This window comes from Endozoicomonas sp. 4G (assembly GCF_023822025.1).
Taxonomy (GTDB): Bacteria; Pseudomonadota; Gammaproteobacteria; order Pseudomonadales; family Endozoicomonadaceae; genus Endozoicomonas_A.
On the sequence record NZ_CP082909.1, the window covers coordinates 5,335,598 to 5,352,956 of the forward strand.

The 17,359-nt window shown below is 47.8% G+C and carries 15 protein-coding genes; 6 read left to right on the top strand and 9 right to left on the bottom strand.

All coding sequences use genetic code 11. The features are described 5' to 3' along the window. The first annotated feature begins 129 nt into the window (after nt 1-129). The 5 genes from K7B67_RS21150 (at nt 130) to hisF (ending at nt 3,460) form a co-directional block, all read left to right on the top strand. Nucleotides 130-873, top strand: coding sequence for a hypothetical protein (locus K7B67_RS21150; protein WP_252177829.1), 744 nt, complete (start codon nt 130-132; stop codon nt 871-873). A 97-nt stretch (nt 874-970) separates the two neighbouring features. Next, nucleotides 971-1,564 carry an imidazoleglycerol-phosphate dehydratase HisB gene (gene hisB / locus K7B67_RS21155; RefSeq protein WP_252177830.1) on the top strand — a complete coding sequence of 198 codons (594 nt, stop codon included), beginning with the start codon at nt 971-973 and terminating at the stop codon, nt 1,562-1,564. A gap of 20 nt (nt 1,565-1,584) precedes the next feature. Then, a complete protein-coding gene (gene hisH, locus K7B67_RS21160) occupies nt 1,585-2,229 on the top strand; it encodes an imidazole glycerol phosphate synthase subunit HisH (protein WP_252177831.1) in 645 nt (214 codons plus the stop codon). A gap of 40 nt (nt 2,230-2,269) precedes the next feature. Further along, a complete protein-coding gene (locus K7B67_RS21165) occupies nt 2,270-2,653 on the top strand; it encodes a DUF4870 domain-containing protein (RefSeq protein ID WP_252177832.1) in 384 nt (127 codons plus the stop codon). 33 nt (nt 2,654-2,686) lie between these two features. Continuing rightward, entirely contained in the window at nt 2,687-3,460 is a 774-nt protein-coding gene (gene hisF / locus K7B67_RS21170; protein WP_252177833.1) for an imidazole glycerol phosphate synthase subunit HisF, read from the top strand. A gap of 5 nt (nt 3,461-3,465) precedes the next feature. On the opposite strand, the gene K7B67_RS21175 is transcribed toward hisF, so the two are convergent. From K7B67_RS21175 to K7B67_RS21200, 6 genes are all read right to left on the bottom strand, one after another. Beyond that, on the bottom strand, nt 3,466-4,464 hold the full coding sequence (locus tag K7B67_RS21175) for a hypothetical protein (protein WP_252177834.1): 999 nt from the start codon (nt 4,462-4,464) through the stop codon (nt 3,466-3,468). Between the two features lie 33 nt (nt 4,465-4,497). Next, complete coding sequence (locus K7B67_RS21180) at nt 4,498-5,775, bottom strand: hypothetical protein (RefSeq protein WP_252177835.1); 1,278 nt, start codon at nt 5,773-5,775, stop codon at nt 4,498-4,500. 161 nt (nt 5,776-5,936) lie between these two features. Then, the gene (locus tag K7B67_RS21185) at nt 5,937-9,053 is read right to left on the bottom strand and encodes a type I restriction endonuclease subunit R (protein ID WP_252177836.1); all 3,117 of its coding nucleotides are present in this window, start codon (nt 9,051-9,053) and stop codon (nt 5,937-5,939) included. Beyond that, a complete protein-coding gene (locus tag K7B67_RS21190; protein WP_252177837.1) occupies nt 9,050-10,093 on the bottom strand; it encodes a virulence RhuM family protein in 1,044 nt (347 codons plus the stop codon). The genes K7B67_RS21185 and K7B67_RS21190 overlap by 4 nt, the downstream gene beginning before the upstream one ends. 1 nt (nt 10,094) lies before the next feature. Beyond that, nucleotides 10,095-11,375, bottom strand: a complete 1,281-nt coding sequence (locus K7B67_RS21195; RefSeq protein WP_252177838.1) for a restriction endonuclease subunit S — start codon at nt 11,373-11,375, stop codon at nt 10,095-10,097. Between the two features lie 11 nt (nt 11,376-11,386). Beyond that, nucleotides 11,387-11,992: a Fic family protein gene (locus tag K7B67_RS21200; protein WP_252177839.1), complete on the bottom strand. Its 606-nt coding sequence runs from the start codon at nt 11,990-11,992 to the stop codon at nt 11,387-11,389. Nucleotides 11,993-12,232: 240 nt separating this feature from the next. Between K7B67_RS21200 and K7B67_RS21205 the strand changes: the two genes are divergently transcribed. Beyond that, entirely contained in the window at nt 12,233-13,750 is a 1,518-nt protein-coding gene (locus K7B67_RS21205; protein ID WP_252177798.1) for an IS66 family transposase, read from the top strand. Here K7B67_RS21205 and K7B67_RS21210 read toward each other — a convergent pair. The 3 genes from K7B67_RS21210 to K7B67_RS21220 form a co-directional block, all read right to left on the bottom strand. Continuing rightward, nucleotides 13,726-15,258 carry a type I restriction-modification system subunit M gene (locus K7B67_RS21210; protein ID WP_252177840.1) on the bottom strand — a complete coding sequence of 511 codons (1,533 nt, stop codon included), beginning with the start codon at nt 15,256-15,258 and terminating at the stop codon, nt 13,726-13,728. The genes K7B67_RS21205 and K7B67_RS21210 overlap by 25 nt on opposite strands. A gap of 223 nt (nt 15,259-15,481) precedes the next feature. Continuing rightward, nucleotides 15,482-16,120: a zinc ribbon domain-containing protein gene (locus tag K7B67_RS21215; RefSeq protein WP_252177841.1), complete on the bottom strand. Its 639-nt coding sequence runs from the start codon at nt 16,118-16,120 to the stop codon at nt 15,482-15,484. 254 nt (nt 16,121-16,374) lie between these two features. Further along, a complete protein-coding gene (locus K7B67_RS21220; protein ID WP_252177842.1) occupies nt 16,375-17,250 on the bottom strand; it encodes a hypothetical protein in 876 nt (291 codons plus the stop codon). Between the last annotated feature and the right edge of the window lie 109 nt (nt 17,251-17,359).

Here is a 17,359-nt window from a genome sequence, read left to right on the forward strand (position 1 = left end):
CAGACGGCAAATGTTGTAAATTAATGACCGATCACTATGGCACGCTTTTCAGGGACTATTATGGAGGTGGGGTTGTTCTGGCTGTGGGGGTTATCTGCCTCTGCGGTTTAAATATCTGAGGTGCAGGTTATGGAGACATTGGGAACTCTGGCGGTAGTATCGGTCAAACGATGGCAGGCAGTGGCGTTTGGTCTGGCTTTGCCCATATCTTCATGGGCTTTTGGTTCGTCATGTTTCCCCGGGATTGATGCTCATCAAAAACAATATCTGGTCGCTTCCGGCACGCTGATGCTGGAGGCAGCCCGGGAGAAGAAGCTGAATAAAAACGAAGTTGAGTTTCCTGTCTGGGTCAGTGGCTATGAGCGAGGGTGGTTTGCCAGAGTGGTTGAAAAATCACCGACAAGAACCGTTCTGGGTGTTACCCCGAAAGAAGGGAAGGTATTCAATGGCCTGTTGCTGGCATCCTCCAATCAGCAGATCGGTGGTCTGGATCGGAATGAAACCCTGAACTGTAGAACTCTGGTGGATGTCAGTCATCTCAAGAGTATGGTCGGTGGTCAGCTACCCAAGAAAGGGCAATTCTGGATTTATGTCGTCAAGCCCAAGCTTATGAAGAAACCGGTTGGCAAATACCCCATGCAGCAGTCGGATGTCGACAATTTCCTCACCGGGTGTCTGGAGCAGTCCAAGACATTCTCACTGCCTCAGTTTGCCGAACAATGTGTGGACTTTACCGTAGGCTGGTCCCAGAACTGGGCCAATGACCGTGAAAGACCTGCCGGTGGCAAGCTGGTACAGAATAAGCGAAAGCAGATTGACGACTTGCTTGAAAGGCTGGAAGGAGGCCTTTTCGAAAAAGTACTCAATGAATAGCTCGCCTGCTTTAAAGCGGCTCCGTATAATGGCCGGGTTCTGGTCCGGGAGTCGGTTAGAGTCTGGCGGTATAGAATAGAAACAATCGGAGATTACTATGGCTGAACGTAAGGCCAGTGTTGAAAGAAATACTCTGGAAACCCAGATCAGGGTTGATATCAATCTGGATGGGAATGGCAAAGGCCAGTTTGATACAGGCGTTCCATTTCTTAACCACATGATGGACCAGATTGCCCGTCATGGCATGATGGACCTGAACATAAAAGCGGTGGGCGACAACGAAATTGATGACCACCACACTGTAGAAGATATTGGTATTACCCTGGGTCAGGCATTCACTAAAGCCATTGGTGACAAGAAAGGTCTAACCCGATACGGTCACTCTTATGTACCGCTGGACGAGGCGCTGTCCAGAGTAGTCATTGATTTCTCCGGACGCCCTGGCCTTGAGTTTAATGTCGATTTTACCCGGGCCATGATTGGCAAGTTCGACGTCGACCTGTTCTATGAATTTTTCCAGGGTTTTGTTAATCATGCCAATGTGACGCTGCACATTGATAACCTGCGTGGTCGCAATGCTCACCATCAGATAGAAACCGTCTTCAAGGCGTTTGGGCGGGCACTGAGAATGGCGCTGGCACTGGATCCCCGCATGGCTGGCCAGATGCCATCCACCAAAGGTTCGCTTTAATCAGCCATAAAGTTAAAAAAATGAAGACAGTGGCAGTTATTGATTACGGCATGGGTAACCTTCACTCAGCCAGCAAAGCACTGGAATACGTGGCCAGCAGCGATACCCGTGTAAAGGTGACTGCTGACCCGAAAATCATTCAGCAGGCCGATCGTGTAGTGCTTCCCGGTGTCGGCGCCATCCGTGATTGTATGGCAGAAATTCGTGCCAGAGGTGTGGATGATGTGGTGCGAGAAGTGGTCGAAAATCAACGACCGCTTCTGGGTATCTGTGTAGGCATGCAAGTCATGTTGAGTCACAGCGAAGAGAATGGTGGCGTTGACTGTCTGGGTCTGATGCCGGGGCGAGTCAAATTTTTTGGCAGGGGGCTGGTGGATGAAGCCGGTGAAAAGCTGAAAGTTCCCCACATGGGCTGGAGCCCGGTTCAGCAACATCGTTACCACCCTCTCTGGAAAGGCATCGAAGATAACGCCCGCTTCTATTTTGTTCACAGCTACCATGCTCATGCCAATGATGATGGTATGGCCGTTGGTCGTTGTCACTACAGCGTCGATTTTGATGTAGCGCTGGCCAGGGACACTATTTTTGCGGTGCAGTTTCACCCGGAGAAAAGCGCTGACAGTGGCCTGAAACTGCTTGAGAACTTTTTGAACTGGAATCCTTAGAGAGAGGGCTCGACACTTAAACAACGTTCGAGCTAAAAAAATGGACATAGACGCTTTACAACCTTTTATGAAGAAGCCCGACTCCAATGAGAAAAACTGGGCTGTTTTCTCCCACATCCTGACCTTGTTTGGCTGTATCCTGCCGGGTCTGAACCTGGTGATCCCTTTACTGATCTGGTATCAGAAAAAGGATCAGTCGGAGTTTGTTGCCCTTCATGCCAAAGAGTCTTTAAATTTCCAGATCACCGTGATTCTGGTGATTGCTGTTTGGGGATTGCTGAATGCCGTTCTGATCGGGCTGCTTTTTCTTCCCCTGATTCCGTTTGCGGTGGTGTTTGCTCTGATTTTTGTGATCAGGGCCAGCATGAAAGCCAGTCGAGGGGATGAGTACCGATACCCGGTATGCCTGCGTCTGGTCAACTGAGCGGTTCATTGCAAAAAACAGAGAGGCCGTTCAATGGGCTTAGCGAAAAGAATTATTCCCTGTCTGGATGTTGATAACGGCAGAGTGGTGAAAGGCGTTCAGTTTGTTGATATCCGTGATGCCGGTGACCCTGTTGAAGTGGCCTGTCGCTATAACGAAGAAGGTGCTGATGAGATCACCTTCCTGGATATCACTGCCAGCCATGAAGACCGCGACACCATGGTTCATACCGTTGAGCGTATGGCCAGTAAAGTGTTTATCCCCCTGACGGTCGGTGGTGGTATTCGCAGAGTAGAAGATATTCGCACCCTGCTTAATGCCGGTGCCGACAAAGTGAGCATCAATACGGCGGCTGTCTTTAATCCTGAGTTTGTTCAGGAAGCCGCCGACCGTTTTGGTGCTCAGTGCATTGTTGTAGCCATTGATGCCAAGAAGGTCAGTCTGTCAGGCGAACCGGATCGCTGGGAAATCTTTACCCACGGTGGCCGAAAGCCAACCGGACTGGATGCCATTAAGTGGGCGAAGAAAATGGAACAGTTGGGAGCCGGGGAAGTTCTGCTGACCAGCATGGACCAGGACGGCGTGAAAAACGGTTACGACATTGGTGTGACCCGAGCCATTTCCGATGCTCTGGAAATACCTGTGATTGCTTCTGGTGGTGCGGGAAATCTGGATCATCTGGTTGAGGGGGTAAAAGAAGGCAAGGCCGATGCTGTCCTGGCGGCGAGTATTTTTCACTTTGGTGAATACTCTATACCGGAGGCTAAAGCCTACATGGCCAGGCATGGTATTGAAATGAGAGTCTGAAGTACTTACAGCATCACTTTTCCAAAAACAGTTATCATTGCGACGAGCAGTACGACTAACGGCTGTTCTGCCTTCGTTGCAGAATCATGGGCTGTTGTGCTTGGCTCATCGGCACCTGTTTTTATCTCGAAGGTGGCTGAGTTGTATTGACCATCGGGTAAGACGCTGGGCAGTAAATAAACCGGATTAGTTAGGATATCGTAAACATCAGGGTCACCTGATCGTACTTTATCTCTGGTGTTTAATTTCCATTCATTCTGGATTTTTTCCAATCGACCCGGAAACTGTTGACCGCCGAGCATCGAAGTCAGTGCAAAATAAGTATATTCAGTGATCATACAGCTGTAGTCACAGCTTTCATCTTCATAAGTGAACCAGGCGTTTTCAGGGTAACTGTCCGGGATTGTATCAAACCGACCACCACGAGCTTTGTCCATGGCATCGGCAATCAATGAACCATGTCGCTCACCAAGCGCCTCAGGATAAACTTTGCTGTAGCCAAGACGGGTGATCAAATGCAGCACCTCTTCGAGGGCACCATCAAATACACCTCTGGCTGCGCCATTTGGATGAGTTTCGCTTGCTTTCAGGTCCTGCAGATTGGGTAGCTTCTTCCTGTTTCCGACTTTATTCCGCACAGGCTGTAGTTCGGAATCGTCAGCGATCATTGCCAAAGTGGCTTTGTTGGCAAGTAACGTACCAACCACTTGCTGATTATCGATAAGACCATCATCATTGTTATCAAGATATTCAGCCATAATTTTCGCAGCATGAAGCAGTTTCTCATCGGGCACTTTTTCTGTGCCCCGAACTTTAATGCCAAACACCGTCGTGTATTTGGGAAATACCTTAGCCAGAGTTTGTTGGCTTTCAGATATAGGAGTTGGAGCAATTGTTGTCGTCTGCGTCGTGTTGTGTGAGTAATTACCGCTGCCGTAGGCGTATGAACTCAAGCTAATAGCTATTGCTATGGCTGTTTTAACGATGGCTAGATTGGACTTCATAATTTCTCCGTTAGTAACTACCAAACGAAAGATCTATCGCTCCAGCTCCCGGCTGATCGCATAAGCCTCCTGCGCAATGGTTTCCTGCTGCTCTGCCGGTACCCCGGTGATCTCGACAATATCCTCACCCTGTTCACTGATTTTTATTTCGGGCTCTCCGGCAGGCAGCCAGTTAAGCTGATCACGGAACATGTGAATACCTTCCGAGCCTGGCAGGCTGGCTAGCATCAAGGCATTACTGGCGGCACTGTCGGATTGTGAAGGATGTTCTGCACCGGGGAAATCACACATGCCGTCACTGACACAAATACCCAGTCCCATCTCCAGTGAAGCAATGTTCTGCTCACCCACCACTCTGTTAAGGCTTTGTATCAACAGGGCACAACTCAGGGCATCCATGGCAAAAGAAGCACTTTCAAGACTGGAAAAACGAATATACCCACTGCCATCCGGTGTATAACTTAACGCTCCCTGATACTGTTGAGCGGCGCATTTCAGAGCTTCGCTCTGCGTCTCAATAATGTGCATCAGATCATGGGGAGCCAGCAGCTGTCGCAACCGTGGCATGTTTTTATTGCGGACACTGATGATGGCCGAGATTTCCTCTTTTTCCTCTTCCACGGGTTCCGGTTCAACAGAATCCATCAGTTTTTCAGTGAGCTGATTTTCCACAAAGCCAGAGAGTCTGAGTATTTCGTTTCTACAGGAGACCGGATTGGTAGGGGATTGCAGAATAGAATGCAACTGTCTTTCAATCAGATGGAGTCGGGAAGTGACGCTGGAGGCGTAAAAGTAAAGCAACAGCAAACCACTGACCAGAAGAATGATACTGATGGTAATAATCAGCGTCAGGGCATCACCGGGGTTTTTGGTCAGCAGCCCTTTGTCCAGCTGCAGGCGAACATAACCCGCGATCACGTCCTGATAATGTATAGGTGACGAATAGGTTTCACCCTTCTCATCGACCTGATCACTCTCGGAAGAGGCAATTTCACGATTATCAATGCTATAAATAGCGGCCTTGGCCACATAGGGGTTTTGCACCAGCTGTCCCAACAGTACGTTGAGACTGAGCCGGTCTCCTGTTACCAGCATATCAGTGGCGGCACTGGCCGTCTGGGCACTCAGCAGGTTGCCGATAGAGTCAGCCTGATGACGGCTGGTGGACTCCAGTTCGCTGTTGACCAGAAAACCAGTAGACAGGGTTAAGGCGGTGAACAGTAGGCCAAACAGCAGCAACAGTTGCTGGCGAAGAGACAGGGCTGCTGATTGTCTGGCAAACAGGGTGATGATTTTTTTCGGCAATGACAAGGCCGAACCTCCTAAGGTGTTATGTCAGGTGTTTCTATTACTGTGCTGCCAGAGTGCCGATCACGCGGAGCTTTGTGCATTAAAGAACGAATTGGGTGCCAATAGGCACGATTCTAACAGAGAATGTGGTTAAAACCTGACTTTCAAAGATGCGCATCTGGTTAAATCCGGTCATTAATTCCTTTAAATTTTTCCACGAAATCAGCAATTTTCTGGAACACCGTCTGTTTCTTCGTCTTGTATTGAGGATTCAGCGGGCTCATTTTGGGAAGAGTGGCATTCAGGTCAGTACCGTTCTCGCTGGCGTACTTCCGCCTCAATGAAGTACTGATATAGCGTCTGGCTGCATCGTCATTTAAGCCTTCAGATCGGATAAGCTCTTCGGCCTCGCGTTTTTGTTCGGCCTGAGCGAACTTATAGAAAGCATCAATGACGCTGGCTTTGTCTCCGATGTTATCCAGGTCGGTCTGGTTGATAAAATCAACAATCAGGCTCTCCTTGGCACGGTTCCCGAGGCTGGCACGAATAAGACGACGGACTTCTTCAATCAAGTCCGCTTTATTTTTATTCTTTTTGTTGTGCTCAAAAATCAGCTCCAGGATGTAATCAAGGTTGATCTCCTGAGATTTCAGCAGGTCCACTTCAAAGATGACATCGTCCCAATCGATGCTGGACTCTTCCTTCTGGTTAGCGGCTTTTTCACGACGTAGCCAGTCACGGGTATCGTTATAAGTTGAGCGATAATCCTGGATTAACCGCTCTGAAGGTACTTCGATAGCCTGCATGGCTGCCAGGTCATCGTCGTTCAGATAGTATTTGGCTTTAAACGCCTCGACGGCCTCAGGATTATCCCTATCAACCGTTTGCAGGGCTTTCAAACCAGCAAACTCGTCGTAGTTTTGCAGTACATTCTCAACGCGCAGGTATTCACCAAAGAGTTTTGCGAAGTCTTTTTTATCCTGCTCTTTGATAATTTCATCAGGCTTTGGAAAGCGTCTTTGCAGTTCTGCCACAACCTCCAGATAGCCACGGCGAGCTTCGCCTGTGGTGATATCGGTAAATCCTTCCATGTACTCTTTGTAGCTCTTCTCCAACACGACGTTTTTGGTGTTCTTATCACCAAACAGCGTGATAGCGTCGATCGTTGGCTGCTCAAGATCACGGAAGGTGACGATATTACCAAAGGTCTTGGTGGCATCATAAATCCGGTTGGTACGGGAGTAGGCTTGCATCAAACCGTGATAACGCAGGTTTTTGTCAACAAACAAGGTGTTTAACGTGGGGGCATCAAAACCCGTCAGGAACATACCGACAACGATCAGCAGGTCGACTTCCTGTTTTTTTACCCGTTGGGCAAGGTCGCGGTAGTAGTTTTGAAAGCCTCTGCTATCGACACCAAAGTTGGTTTTAAAGTGGGCGTTATAGTCAGTAATAGCGGCGCTCAGAAACTCTTTGGCACTGCTGTCCATGGCAGACACCTCAAAGCTCTCATCAGCAATATCTCCGACGGCATCCTGTTCTTCATTGGCCGCAAAAGAGAAGATAGTGGCCACTTTAAGGGGCTTTTTGCCCGGTTGTTCCTGATGGTCTTTATTCTGTAAATTTCTGAAGCTTTCGTAGTAAGCTTTGGCCGCATCGACACTGCTGACGGCAAACATGGCATTGAAACCCTTGCCACCAGCTTGCAGTCGGTGAGTTTTTTGCCTGAAGTTATTCAGAATGTGCCGGGAGATTTCAGTAATACGCTCCGGATGCAAAAAAGCCTGCTTGTTTTCAGCGGCGGTCAGTTTTTTCTCATCCGTTTCTTTTTCAATATTTCTGAACCGTGGTCGTACATCGTTGTAGTCCACTTTAAACTTCAGCACCTTTTCATCGCGAATGGCATCGGTGATCACATAAGAGTGTAATTCCCGGCCAAACACACTGCCTGTCGTGTCCGCGCCCAGCGCATTTTGCGGGAAGATCGGCGTGCCGGTAAAACCAAACTGATAGTACTTTTTAAACTTTTTCTTCAAATTCCTTTGCGCTTCACCAAACTGGCTGCGATGGGCTTCGTCAAAAATAAACACGACCTGTTGTTGATAGACAGGCAGGTGACTCTCGCTTTTGATCAGGTTGTTCAGCTTCTGAATGGTAGTAACAATAATTTTGTTGTCGTCTTTAGCGAGGTTGCGTTTTAAGCCTGCTGTACTGTCTGAGCCGTTTACGCTGTCGGGTGAAAAGCGCTGGTACTCTTTCATGGTCTGATAATCGAGGTCTTTACGGTCCACTACAAAAAAGACCTTATCAATAAAATCCTGCTCGGTGGCCAGGCGGGCGGCTTTAAAACTGGTTAGGGTTTTACCTGAACCGGTGGTGTGCCAGATAAAGCCACCACTCTCGGTGTTGCTCCAGTTTTTGCCCTGATAGGAGCTTCTGATTTTCCACAGAATGCGCTCGGTGGCGGCAATCTGGTAGGGACGCATTACCAATAGGATATTGCTGACATCGAAAACACAATAGTGCAGCAGTACCCTGAGCAGTGTGTTTTTCTGAAAGAAGGTGGCGGTAAAATCCTTCAGGTCTTTAATCAGGGTGTTATCGGATTTCGCCCAGTTCATGGTGAAATCGAAGCTGTTTTTATCGCGCTGGGTGGTGTTGGCGAAGTAACGGGTGTCGGTGCCGTTGGAAATCACAAACAGCTGCAAGTACTTATAGAGCGAGTTCTCGGCATTAAAGCTTTCTTTGCTGTAGCGATGCACCTGGTTAAAGGCTTCCCGTATGGCGATACCGCGCTTTTTCAGCTCAATCTGCACCAGCGGTAAACCATTCACCAGAAGGGTGACATCGTAGCGGTTGGCCTGGGTGCCGGTTTGTTGAAACTGTTTGATCACCTGCACTTTGTTGCGGGCGATATTCTGTTTATCCAGCAGGTAGATGTTTTCGATATGACCATCGTCAAACACAAAATCAAAAATGTGGTCGTCATGAACCTTGCGGGTTTTATCAATGATGGTGTCGCTGGGATTGTCCAGATACTGTTCGACAAACCGGAGCCACTCGCCATCCTGAAATCTGACGTTGTTCAGTGCCTGTAATTGTTCACGGACGTTCACCAGCATTTTTTCGGGCGTGTTTAAGCCCGCTACATAGTCGTAACCCTGGTTTTGCAGATCCTCGATCAGTTCATGCTCGAGTTCGGTTTCGCTCTGGTAGCTGTCCTTGACCTGCCACTCCTGGGTGTATTGGTCGAGTATGATGAAGTTTTTTGATTCGGCGATGGTTTTGTAGTCGGTCATTGATCACTACCTTTCTTTGTCAGCAGTTTTTTAATTTGACGGTCAAAATCCGATTCTATCCGCTGTTTTTTATTGAACTTCTCGTACTCGGCAAAGGCTTTTTGTTCTGCCTGCTGGCGGCTGATGGTGCCATGGCCTTCCAGAACCTGATACTCATTAAAGGCCAGAAACTTATTCACACTCTCTGCAAACCCTGCCATGGTAAAGGTGTTGCGTCGTTCGATAATCCCTTCGATGTAATCAAAAAAAGCGGATACGGTACGCTCCAGCTGTTTGATCTCACTTTCAGCTAAATAGTTTTTTGCCACCTTGGAATCTGATTTCAGTACACGGCCATCAGGAGCATTTTTATAGATGTTCATGCCCATCAGAGGCAGCTCGGCATCGGCTTTTAAAGCGATGATTTCTGCTGCCGTGTGACCGGTAATGGCAAAATGAAATTTGTCCTGCACATGAGCATAAAACAAACGGGTGGTGTCTGATTTGGGATGGTAGTCGACACTGCATTCGGCAAAGATATCGGTAATCTGCTGATAAATACGCCGCTCGCTGGCACGGATGGAACGCACCCGCTCCAGTAGCTCTTTAAAGTAATCCTTACCAAAATACCGGCCATTTTTTAAACGTTCATCATCCACGGCAAAGCCCTTGATGATGTATTCCTTGATTAAGGCTGTCGCCCAAATGCGGAACTGTGTGGCTTGGGTTGAGTTGACCCGATAGCCGACGGAGATGACGGCATCCAGGTTGTAGTACTTTATTTTCCCGGTTTGGGTTTTGCCTGCTACGGCTCCGTGCTCAGTGGTATGTTCCAAAATGGAACATACCACATCTTCCTGCAACTCATTGCTTTCAAATATATTTTTCAGATGCTTGGTAATGGCCGGGCGCTGTACGCCAAATAATTCGGCCATCCGCTGTTGGGTCAGCCATAGGGTCTCATTACTCAGCAAAACCTCTACCTTTACATCGCCACCGGGAGCGGTATAAAGCAGGAATTCGGTGGTCTGGTCTTGCAGGCTCAGGTTTTTATGGCTCATATCAGGCTGCCCTCTCTTCTGGCTTTGGGAAGCTTAGCAGCACGTCACGGTAGTACTCGTACTGCTTTTGGCGCAGCTCAATTTCTCGGGGTAAGCCTTCGGTGATGGAGTTTGTCAGGGCGTCGAACTTGTCCAGAATGGCAACGATTCGCTCCTGCTCTGCGAGGGATTTCTCTGGATCGTTCGGATAGGGAACAGGTATTTGAACTTTCGAGAATCCTTTAATTAACAGCGTTTTCACTTTTGCACGAACAATGTACTTTGCCTTATCTGCAATGAATGAGCTTGTTTGCATACAGTAGGAGACGTACTTGGGATTCAGTGAGTGTCTATAGGCATAGCAGTGATCGTGAATAGCGACTTTATCATCTCCAATCCAGGCAACCGCTTTAGCAACATCTTCAACGGTCTCCCCGACATCGGTTATTACAACATCATTGGGTTCTGCGTACCTCAGTGATGGGGCCAGCTCAGAGCGAACCTGCGAAACCGCATGAGTTGCTGAAACACCGTACTGGGTATAAATCTCGCCATAATGGATAACGTTAACACCTTCACTATCTGCATAGTCTGCTTTGGTAAATCGCTTTCCACGAATAAACTCACCAAGTTCTCCCAGCGTCTTCCACTCAACCTCACCATCTTCAAAGCTCAACAACCGATCACGATAGTAGTTGTATTGTTTTTTCCGTGCATTAAGCTCGGTGGTCAACTCGGTGGTCAACTCGGTGGTCAACTCGGTGAATTTGTCCAGTATTCGGACGATTTCGGATTGGATTTTTAGGGATTTTTGTGGGTTTTCCGGGCAAGGGATAGGGGCAACAATTTTTGCCAAGCTGTCTTTTGAAACTCTACGAACCTTTGCTCCTGTAATATATGGTTTCTTCTGCGTCTGAAACTCAGCCGTTTGTAGAAAGTATGCTAAGTACTTAACATTCTGACTGTGTCTAAATAGCATCATATCGCCAGAAATAGCGGCCTGCTCACCCAGCCAAGCTAATGGTTTAACAACATCTTCATCATTTTCTGAGGTTGTTGCTAACAAGAGATCATTCTTTAAAGCCCTTCTTAATTTACTGGCTAATTCATCAGATACATAAGTGAAAGTCTTTTCAGCGGATAAGTCGTATCGAGTATAAATTTGACCATAGTGAATAGCAGGAAATCCTGTTTCAACGAAATCCTTTTTTTGCATTCCGGTACCACGGATAAACTCACCTATCTCTCCCAAGGGCTTCCATTCAACCTCAACCCCATCCAACAGCTTTTCCATAAAACTCATATCACTCACCACTAAAGCTCTCCAGTCCTGAATTCACTATAACCTTCATAAAAAAAGCTAACATCAATGCCTTTCATATATAGGTCACGGTCGTCTATCTGATCGGTTAAGGCTTGCCTGAGCAGATGCTTAATCTCGATGTCTTTGACGACGCTGCGTTGCATGGCAGAGAGGTACTCTTCTTTATCTACCTGGTTCCAGTCGATGACCTGCTGAGTTTCGGCTTTGAGTATCAGATCCAGCCAGATGCGGGTGGCTCGGCCATTGCCCTCACGGAAGGGGTGGGCGATATTCATCTCCACGTATTTTTCGATGATTTCATCAAAGTTGTTTTGGGGCATCTTGTTGATATTGTCCAACGACGTTTGCAGGTACATCAGGGGAGCAAAACGAAAATTTCCTTTAGCAATATTCACTTCGCGGATAAGGCCAGCAAAATCATAAATATCACCAAACAGGTAGGCATGGATGTAGGCCAGACCAGCAAATGTCCCAACCTCTACTTTATTAATATCACCGGAATCAAAGAGCTGCTTGGCTTTTTGCTTGCTGAGCTTTTCTTCTGCTTTGGCAAGTTCTATCTGGTCGGTGATGTTTAATTTGTTGTTGAGTGTCATGCTTCACATTCTTTGTCGTCTGTGGCAGTTATCCGGAACTTCCGGATAACTGCATTTCCAGTAATTCGCCATTTGAAAGATATTTTAAAATGTTCATGCCTCAACCTTCTATCTCAGCCACAATGGCATCAATATCCGAGCGTAGCTGATCTATCGTAACTATTCAGCCCCCCTGTAATCGACTGGTATTTTCGTGATTATGTGCCACTCTGAAGTACAGTTTCCTGGTCGTATGCCGCTATGAGTCAGCTTACTCCCGAATTTCAGATGATTGTCGCCCTCCTTGCCGTTGTGAATGAACTGCAAGAGCAGGTGACCGTGCTGAGCCAGCAAGGGGCAAAGCTGGAGACGGAGAACAAAGAACTCTCAGCTAGACTCAATACCAACAGCCGCAACAGCAGCAAGCCTCCATCCTCGGATGGATATGCAAAACCCAACGCCAAAGCAAAGGACTCTTTAGAGGCGACGGAGAGCGACCCAAAAGACGAAAAACCCAACCCAAAAAGCTTACGAAAGAAGTCAGGTCGTAAGCCCGGCGGCCAGAAAGGTCACAAGGGTTCTACGCTTCGACAAGCTGCTAAAGCAGAGCATACCCACTACCACCCTGTCATTGACTGCGAAAAATGCCGTTGCTCACTGCGTTCGGAAAAAACGGTTAAGCTGGTTGAACGACAAGTGTTTGAACCCGGTCGTTTTGGTCACTTTGAAGTAACTGCTCATGTAGCAGAGGTCAAAAAGTGTAGCTGCGGTCATGTAACGCAGGCCAGCTTCCCCGAAGGCGTAGACTCTCATGTGCAGTATGGGCCTGTTACTCAGGCACTGGCCGTGTATCTTTGCCAGTATCAGCTGGTGCCTTACAAGCGCGCTTCCCAGTTCTTCATGGATATTTTCGGATTAGAGGTTAGCCCGGGTTCTATCTGCACCTTCCAGGAGAAGGCTTATAACCAGTTAGCCAGCACCGAACAGGCTATTGCCGATGCCCTCAAGGTAGAACCCATTGCCGGTGCTGACGAAACGGGCATGAGAGTAGCCGGGGCGCTATGGTGGATGCATGTCCTTCGTACTGAAAAATGGACGATGTATCACCTTGATCCCAGTCGAGGTCACTCCGCCATAGAGTCCATGGGCATCTTACTGGCCTTTGCTGGAATATTAGTTCATGACCACTATAAGGCTTACTTCCGTTATGCTGCACTTCATGCCCTCTGCAATGCCCATCACCTGAGAGAGTTACAGGGTGTTGTTGATAGGGACTGCAACCATCTTGCCGCACGTTTGCAACGGTTGCTGAGACTGGCCTGCCATCTCAGCAACGGTTTCAGAAAGATTGGCATGAAGGCTATGCCAGAAGTGATTTACCAGCGCATTGCCTCACTGTTCGAGCGGACAGCGAGAAGAGCGCTGGCTGAAGAGGCTGAGTATATGGAACGAGTACGGCAACGGCTGGGTCGTGACAAAGTCAAAAATACCAAAGCCTTCAACCTGTTTAAGCGGTTGGTGGAGTTCAAGGACGAAACCTTGAGATTCATGACCGACCTCAACATCCCCTTCGACAATAATGGCAGTGAACGAGACATCAGAAATGGCAAGGTGAAGCAAAAAATATCAGGTTGTATCAGAAGCAAGAAAGGAGCGAAATGGTATTGCCGGATACGGAGTTATGTTTCATCGGCGAGAAAGCAGGGTCAGAACGTTTTCGAAGCCCTGCTTATAGCCATGAAGAATTACTGCGGTCATCCTTTGCTGGGTGCTGAATAGTTACGATCTATCCTGCCAACCGTAGTTTTCAACTCAGCATTCAGCTGAATAATATCAACCTTCTCCCGGGTATCTCTGGCTTCCACATAACTGCTGACCGACAGGTTGTAGTCATTGGCAGCGATCGTCTCAAGGCTGACCCACTTTGCGACATGCTCGACATCGTCCTTGCTGTCGAAGATCGCCATAATCTGCTGGATATGCTGATCCGTCAGCACATTGTTATTGGTCTCTTTTTTAAAGAAGTCCTCACCGCTGGCATCAATAAACTGGGTGGTGGTTTCGGTTTTGCGCTTGGAAAGTACCAGGATATTGACGGCAATCGTCGTACCATAGAAAAGGTTGGAGGCCAGCGAAATCACTGTTTCGACATAGTTGTTATCCACCAGGTACTGGCGGATTTTCTTTTCCGCCCCGCTGCGGTAAAAAATGCCGGGGAAGCAGACAATGGCTGCCCGACCTCTGCCGGAAAGGTAGTTGAGTGCGTGCATAACAAAGGCGAAATCTGCTTTGGATTTGGGGGCCAGCACACCAGCAGGGGCAAAGCGGTCATCATTAATCAGGGTCGGATCGCCAGAACCGATCCACTTCACCGAGTAAGGTGGGTTGGAGACGATGGCATCAAAAGGTTTGTCATCGCCAAAGTGCGGATCCGTCAGGGTGTTGCCCAGCTCGATATTAAATTTGTCGTAGTTAATGTTATGCAAAAACATGTTCATACGAGCCAGGTTAAAAGTGGTGTGGTTGATCTCCTGACCAAAAAAACCTTCTTCAATAATATGGGCATCAAAGTGCTTTTTTGCCTGTAGCAACAATGAGCCAGAACCGGCTGCCGGGTCATAGATTTTATTGACATGGGTCTGCTTGTGCATGGCCAGCTGGGCGATCAGTTTGGACACACTTTGCGGGGTAAAAAACTCCCCACCAGACTTGCCTGCATTGGCGGCGTAGTTGGAGATCAGAAACTCGTAAGCGTCGCCGAACAGGTCAATATGGTTGTCTTCAAAATCACCGAAGTCCAGCTCTGCAACGCCTTTGAGCACAGCAGCCAGTCGGCTGTTTTTATCTTTAACTGTGTTGCCCAAACGGTTGCTGGTGGTGTCGAAGTCGGCAAACAGGCCTTTGATATCCGCTTCGGACGGGTAACCGTTGGCTGAACATTCAATCGACTTGAATATGTCAGCCAGCTCGGTATTCAGGTTATTGTTTTTACTGGCATTGGCCGCCACGTTCACAAACAGTTCACTGGGGTAGATAAAATACCCTTTGGTTTTGATGGCATCTTCTCTGGTTGCGGCAATGTTTTCATCGCCATCATCCATGGCCGCATAATTGACGCTGTCATCACCGCCCGTGATGAAGTTGGTGAAGTTCTCACTGATAAAGCGGTAGAAAAGAGTACCAAGGACGTACTGTTTAAAGTCCCAGCCGTCTACTGAGCCACGCACATCATTGGCGATCTGCCAGATCTGGCGCTGAAGCTCGGCGCGTTGTTGGGCACTAGTCATTGTGGCACTCCTGGACATGAGGTTCTTCTGACAGCACGCTACCGCTCGGAGATTTGGCTACTGCAATCAGCAATAGGCGGAGCATGGGTCTCGATAGCTCTGTCAGCAAAAAAGATTCAGTTTACCACCTTCGACGAGAAGCCTCGCCCAAAAGAGAGCCGGGAGAGTCAAAATGCTATCAGGATTTTTGGCCGAACCGGTCAATTATTCATGTCTTCGTGAACTACTCGCCCCTAAAGGAGCGAGCTTCCAATACTAAGCAAGCTACCGGAGTAGTTACCGTTCTTTTCTTTTTTGACGTTTCACTGCGAGCTGCGGAAGAGGGCTTGCCCTTTCCCGGCTTACGGTTCGCTCCACGTCCTTTAGTCAGCACAGGAATTCCTTTGCCAACCAACTCCGTTCCAGAGTCCATGAAAAACTTAATTGCTCGTTTCTTGATTACGATGCTGGCGTTTCTGTCAGCGTTGTCAAAGTGTCCACATTGACCGCAAAGAAACCGTTCTTGTGTCTTGCGGTTGTCGGGGTGAGTGTGACCGCAATCAGCACACTCTTTCTTTGGCTTACCGCACTGGCCATTGATGTGTTTTTGGTAGGTCTTATACCAGTTGGTAGCCGAGTTTCTGATTATCTGACTGGGACAATCGGATAACCAAGGTGTTAATTCTTTGCTTTTGAATTGCGAAGTCTTCTGATCGACCGGAGCATGAGTTCCGACAGGGCAATACTTTCTGGCGTAGGTGCTGTAGTAGCGATGTTCATCACACTTTGCATTCCAGATAACCCGAGCGCAACCCATCCACTGGGACAGAACCAACTTTTGCTGATCTGTTGGATTGGCTTTGAGTTGGATACCTTGAAGCATTACATAACCTGTTGAATTGAATGGCTTCATGCTAGTCTGGTTACAAATATCAGTCAAATATGAAGTTTGTATGTACGAACGGAAATCATGTAAATCCTGTGTATTTAGGAATAACGTACATCTAGTATTTGGTACTAAATACCGTAGAAACGTGTTCACCAAGGAAATGATCGACCGGTTACGAAGCGACTGTCACAGCAAGGCTAACGCCTTGCAAGGGCTTGACCCGCTTCTAAAGAAGCGGGATTGCGCCCTTAATTTCGTTCAAAACTCCTTTCCATTATTTCTGAACAACCTTCAATATCGCTGCTATCGCTGGAACTCGTGGTTTCATCGTCATCAGACACTGTTGGACTTGCTCTATCATTTGCCGTCTCTGAGAGTTGTCGTGCAGTATCTATTACTGCTTGAATTTGACGTCTTGATAGAAGGACAGTTTGACGAGGCGGCAAACCTGCCGTGGTGGGTGCCGGTTCAGGGAAGTGTGCCAGAGCAGCATTGACCTTTTCATCTCTGGGAAATCTACTTAACACCGTTCTAATGTGTCTGGCAAGCGCATAACCCACAGCCGTCACTGCTTCTTCCTCCGTCGAAGCACCCCCGGTCGCACCTTCAGTGGTTTGGGGCGCATTAGCTATTTCGCTTTGCTTTCTGGACACCAAAAAATGATAAAGGCGTTCCAGCTTTAGCGGTTGGTATTCGTCTTTCATCCAGAATCTGCTCGTAAATTCTTCTCCGCCAAGAAAGTTTGAAGAAAAAGCGGACATTAACAAAGAATAAAGCATTCCCACTGATTCCGATTGCTCCACCAGGAACCTCAGCAGAATCATAGTGTCATTGACGTTTTCACTATCTGCGTAGTTTTCATAATTCATATAGGCCGTCACTTCTACAAAAGTTGGCGTGACCGGATAATCCAGAAATTCAGAGAGTACCGACCCTTTTTGGGAATCAAAAAATGGAGTAAAACCCTGAATGGGTAAAATCCTACCCTCTTTAACAATAATGGGACCATCGCTCAGCACTATAGATAATGGCTCAGGCGAAGGCGTTAGGGGAGGGCCCGCTTCAACCGTTCCCACTGCAATCAAGGTGAAAAATAACAACGTCTTTCGTAAGCTTTTTCGCATTGGACAGCCTCACTCAATATTAAGTAAATTAAAAATTTCCAATTCTTAAATTAGTCCAACTTTTGATCTGGCTAAGAGCCTGACCAAGAATAGCAACCGTCCAGAAGTT

What these genes read in the sequence shown, in the direction of transcription:
- K7B67_RS21210 (WP_252177840.1), bottom strand. Translation starts at nt 15,258, where the DNA reads ATGACTAGTGCCCAACAACGCGCCGAGCTTCAGCGCCAGATCTGGCAG.
- K7B67_RS21175 (WP_252177834.1), bottom strand. Translation starts at nt 4,464, where the DNA reads ATGAAGTCCAATCTAGCCATCGTTAAAACAGCCATAGCAATAGCTATT.
- K7B67_RS21205 (WP_252177798.1), top strand. Translation starts at nt 12,233, where the DNA reads ATGAGTCAGCTTACTCCCGAATTTCAGATGATTGTCGCCCTCCTTGCC.
- K7B67_RS21215 (WP_252177841.1), bottom strand. Translation starts at nt 16,120, where the DNA reads ATGCTTCAAGGTATCCAACTCAAAGCCAATCCAACAGATCAGCAAAAG.
- hisF (WP_252177833.1), top strand. Translation starts at nt 2,687, where the DNA reads ATGGGCTTAGCGAAAAGAATTATTCCCTGTCTGGATGTTGATAACGGC.
- hisH (WP_252177831.1), top strand. Translation starts at nt 1,585, where the DNA reads ATGAAGACAGTGGCAGTTATTGATTACGGCATGGGTAACCTTCACTCA.
- K7B67_RS21200 (WP_252177839.1), bottom strand. Translation starts at nt 11,992, where the DNA reads ATGACACTCAACAACAAATTAAACATCACCGACCAGATAGAACTTGCC.
- K7B67_RS21190 (WP_252177837.1), bottom strand. Translation starts at nt 10,093, where the DNA reads ATGAGCCATAAAAACCTGAGCCTGCAAGACCAGACCACCGAATTCCTG.
- K7B67_RS21220 (WP_252177842.1), bottom strand. Translation starts at nt 17,250, where the DNA reads ATGCGAAAAAGCTTACGAAAGACGTTGTTATTTTTCACCTTGATTGCA.
- K7B67_RS21195 (WP_252177838.1), bottom strand. Translation starts at nt 11,375, where the DNA reads ATGAGTTTTATGGAAAAGCTGTTGGATGGGGTTGAGGTTGAATGGAAG.
- K7B67_RS21185 (WP_252177836.1), bottom strand. Translation starts at nt 9,053, where the DNA reads ATGACCGACTACAAAACCATCGCCGAATCAAAAAACTTCATCATACTC.
- K7B67_RS21150 (WP_252177829.1), top strand. Translation starts at nt 130, where the DNA reads ATGGAGACATTGGGAACTCTGGCGGTAGTATCGGTCAAACGATGGCAG.
- hisB (WP_252177830.1), top strand. Translation starts at nt 971, where the DNA reads ATGGCTGAACGTAAGGCCAGTGTTGAAAGAAATACTCTGGAAACCCAG.
- K7B67_RS21165 (WP_252177832.1), top strand. Translation starts at nt 2,270, where the DNA reads ATGGACATAGACGCTTTACAACCTTTTATGAAGAAGCCCGACTCCAAT.